Annotated in this window: 5 protein-coding genes; 1 reads left to right on the forward strand and 4 read right to left on the reverse strand. The window is 65.7% G+C overall.

Annotated elements, in window-relative coordinates:
* The 3 genes from KGM94_RS24260 to KGM94_RS24270 form a co-directional block, all read right to left on the reverse strand.
* Positions 1 to 593: FAD binding domain-containing protein (locus KGM94_RS24260; protein WP_300264971.1), on the reverse strand; the 593-nt coding region annotated here is incomplete at its 3' end.
* Between the two features lie 33 nt (positions 594 to 626).
* Positions 627 to 1,112, reverse strand: a complete 486-nt coding sequence (locus tag KGM94_RS24265; RefSeq protein WP_300264974.1) for a (2Fe-2S)-binding protein — start codon at positions 1,110 to 1,112, stop codon at positions 627 to 629.
* Positions 1,113 to 1,248: 136 nt separating this feature from the next.
* Complete coding sequence (locus KGM94_RS24270) at positions 1,249 to 1,695, reverse strand: carbon monoxide dehydrogenase subunit G (RefSeq protein WP_300264977.1); 447 nt, start codon at positions 1,693 to 1,695, stop codon at positions 1,249 to 1,251.
* A gap of 284 nt (positions 1,696 to 1,979) precedes the next feature.
* Between KGM94_RS24270 and pcaD the strand changes: the two genes are divergently transcribed.
* Entirely contained in the window at positions 1,980 to 2,762 is a 783-nt protein-coding gene (pcaD, locus tag KGM94_RS24275) for a 3-oxoadipate enol-lactonase (protein ID WP_300264980.1), read from the forward strand.
* Between the two features lie 41 nt (positions 2,763 to 2,803).
* Here the strand turns inward: pcaD and KGM94_RS24280 are convergent, their stop codons facing one another.
* Positions 2,804 to 3,325, reverse strand: a complete 522-nt coding sequence (locus KGM94_RS24280) for a hypothetical protein (protein WP_300264982.1) — start codon at positions 3,323 to 3,325, stop codon at positions 2,804 to 2,806.
* Between the last annotated feature and the right edge of the window lie 255 nt (positions 3,326 to 3,580).

Raw genomic sequence — 3,580 nt, forward strand, 5'->3', positions numbered from 1 at the left:
CGCACGTCGGAGGGGCGCCGGGCCACGAACACGCCGACCAGCGCGTAGCGCGAGGCCTGGTTGCGGAACTTGATGTAGGCCGCCTTCTTCGGCAGCGGGAACATCACCCTGGTGATGATCTCGTCGCTCTCCAGCGCGGTGGTGAACAAGCCCTGGAAATACTCCTCGGCCTTGAGGCGGCGCTTGTTGGTGACGATGGTGGCGCCGAGCGCGAGCACCGCGGCCGGATAATCCGCGGTCGGATCGTTGTTGGCGAGCGAGCCGCCGATCGTGCCCTTGTGACGCACGGCCGGATCGCCGATCTGGCCGGCGAGAGCGGCGAGCGCCGGGATCGCCTCGCCCACGATGGCCGAGCTCGCGACGTCGGCATGCTTTGCGGTGGCGCCGATCACCAGCGAGCGGCCCTTCATCTCGATCGCGTCGAGCCCCTCGATATGGGAGAGGTCGACCAGATGCGGCGGGCTCGCCAGACGCTGCTTCATGACCGGGATCAGCGTGTGGCCGCCGGCGATCACCTTGGCGTCCTCGTTCTTCACCAGGAGATTGGCCGCCTGCCGCACGGTCGCAGGACGATGATATTTGAATTCGTACATGTGGACTTCCTGATCGCGGCGCGCGGGTATCGGTTATGCGAGGTCGGACTTCGCCATCGCCTTCGCACCGGCGGCGATCGAGGCGACGATGTTCTGGTAGCCGGTGCAGCGGCAGAGATTGCCTTCCAGCTCCTCGCGGATGGTGCGGTCGTCGAGCTCATGGCCCTTGCGATGGACGATGTCGATCGCGGTCATGATCATGCCGGGCGTGCAGAAGCCGCACTGCAGGCCGTGGTGCTCGCGGAACGCCTCCTGCATCGGATGCAGCGGCGCGCCGTCGGCCGCCAGCCCCTCGATGGTTCTGACCTCGTGGCCGTCGGCCATCACCGTAAGCGTGGTGCAGGATTTGACCGCCTTGCCGTCGAGATGGACGACGCAGGCGCCGCATTGCGAGGTGTCGCAGCCGACATGGGTCCCGGTCAGCCGCAGATGCTCGCGCAGGAACTGCACCAGCAGGGTACGGGGGTCGACATTGGCGGTTACGGGATTGCCGTTCACGATGAGGGAGATTTTGGCCATCAGGACTCTCTGTCGGCGCCCCGCCGTGTCCGGCGAAGCGGTTCTTATCGTTATTCCGGCCCATCATATGGGCCCTTGCGGTTCCGGGCAACATAGCCCGGCATGGCGGCCGCCACGACCAAAGGCGCAGACGGCGCTAGCCCTGTACCGCCTTGGCGAAATTCGCGAAAAAATCGTCGGCGAGCTTCTTGGCGGTGCCGTTGATCAGGCGCTGGCCGAGCTGCGCCAGCTTGCCGCCGATCTGCGCCTCGACGTCATAGGACAACAGCGTGCCGCCGTCCTGCTCGGACAGCTTTACGGTCGCGCCGCCCTTGGCGAAGCCGGCCACCCCGCCCTCGCCTTCGCCCGAGATCTTGTAGCCGTTCGGCGGGTCGAGATCGCTCAGCATGACCTTGCCCTTGAAGCGGGCCGACACCGGGCCGACCTTCATCTTGGCCACCGCGCGAAAACCGCCGTCATCGGTCTTCTCCAGCTCCTCGCAGCCGGGGATGCAGGTCTTCAACACCTCGGGATCGTTGAGCTTGGCCCAGACCGCCTCGCGCGAGGCCGCAAGCTGGACTTCGCCGTTCATCGTCATGGCCATGGGGCGCCTCCCGCTATCGCTTTCTTCGTGAGTTGCTCAACTAACGCACGAGCCGTGCAAAAGGAAGGGCGGCGCGTGAGCACGTGCAATGCATATTCGCACCCGCAAAAAGATTGGGCGAGCACTTTGGGGCGTCCGGGGCGCGAATCTTTCGCCCCGCAACGTTGTGAGCAGCGACCGCTCCGGGGTCATTGCCCGGCCTGAAGCGGCAATCCATCATCCCGGATGATTCGCCATCCTGGATGGCTGCGCGCGACTGCCCGCGCCTGACGAGGGGACATGCCATGCCCATGATCGACGCCGACGGCTGCCTGCTCAATGTCTCCGTCGAGGGCCGCGACGGCGGCCCGACCCTGATGCTGTCCAACTCGCTCGGCGCAACGCTGCAAATGTGGGAGCCGCAGATGAAGGCGCTGACGCAGGTGTTCCGCGTCATCCGCTACGACCGCCGCGGCCACGGCAAGTCGACCGTCGCCCCCGGCCCCTACTCGATGGAGCGCTTCGGCCGCGACGTGCTCGCGATCCTCGACGACCTCAACATCGAGAAGGTGCATTGGTGCGGGCTCTCGATGGGCGGCATGGTCGGCCAGTGGCTCGGCGCCCGCGCGCCGGAGCGACTCGGCAAGATCATCCTGGCCAACACTGCCTGCCACTATCCGGATCCGACCAACTGGCTGAACCGGATCAAGGCGGTGAAAGAGGGCGGGATCGCCGCCATCGCCGACACCGTGATCGCGGCGTGGCTGACGGCTGATTTTCGGGAGCGTGAGCCGCAGGTCGCCGCCCGCCTGAAGGCGATGCTGCTCGCCACCCCCGTCGAGGGCTATCTCGCCTGCTGCGAGGCGCTGAGCACGCTCGACCAGCGCGAACTGCTACCGAAGATCAAGAGCCCGACGCTGGTAATCTCGGGCCGCCACGACACCTCGACGCCGATCTCGGCGGGCGAATTCATCCGCTCACGGATTCCCGGCGCCAGCATGACCATCCTGGATGCCGCCCACATCTCGAATATCGAGCAGCCGCACGCCTTCACCGACGCAGTGGTGGGATTTTTGACGCAGCGTTAGCCGGCCGCCGCACCGTCACGGCAATGACGGGGAGCGAGCCTCTAGGTATTGTGCAGAAGTTGCGTCTGGTCGAGCGCGGGCGTCTCGGCCGTATCGGCCACGGGCTTTGACGCGGGACGCTCGATCGCCAGCACGATCACGGCGCTGAGCATCATCAACAGCTCGGTCGCGTGCAGCTTCAGCGCAGCCGTCTCGCCGACCTTCGAGGCCATCATCATGCTGGCGAAGGAGATCAGGCTGCCGATCAGGAGCGCGATGCCGAGCGCCTCCTCGCAGGCGCCGGTCTTGCGGGTCCTGGGGATGCACAGCAGGGCGAGAAAGATCGCGAAGAACGCCGCCACGGTGATCCGGCCGAGCGCGAGCAGCCAGGCGACGCGCACCGTGCTCATGCCCGACATCTGCAGGTGATCGCTGATGAACAGCGCCACCGCGACGCTCGGACGTTCATAGAGGCCGTGCACCGGCGCCATCATGATGCCGTAGGCGACGAGGGTCCAGGCCGGTATGAAGTAGGCCGCCAACACCACGCCGTTGAACGAACTGACCCGCCAGTTTTTGGGCATTGCCGCTTCCCGCTCGAGTACCGCGACTTTGCGAAAACGCGCCGCGACGTTGCCGGGAGCTAACTCCGCTCAAGGTCGAGCGGCAATTTAAACCGTCTGTTTACCTTAACTGCCCCGGACAAAGGCCCGCGCGCCAAGAAGAAACAGCAAGAAGAACAGCAGGAAAAAAGCCCCGCCTTGCGGCGGGGCCTGCTCTCACTCACGCTTGCGGTTCGAACCTAGCGCTGATCCCCACCATGCTGCCCGGGCTTGTCG

The sequence above is a fragment of the Bradyrhizobium sp. genome (genome assembly GCF_028868675.1).
Classification (GTDB): Bacteria; Pseudomonadota; Alphaproteobacteria; order Rhizobiales; family Xanthobacteraceae; genus Bradyrhizobium.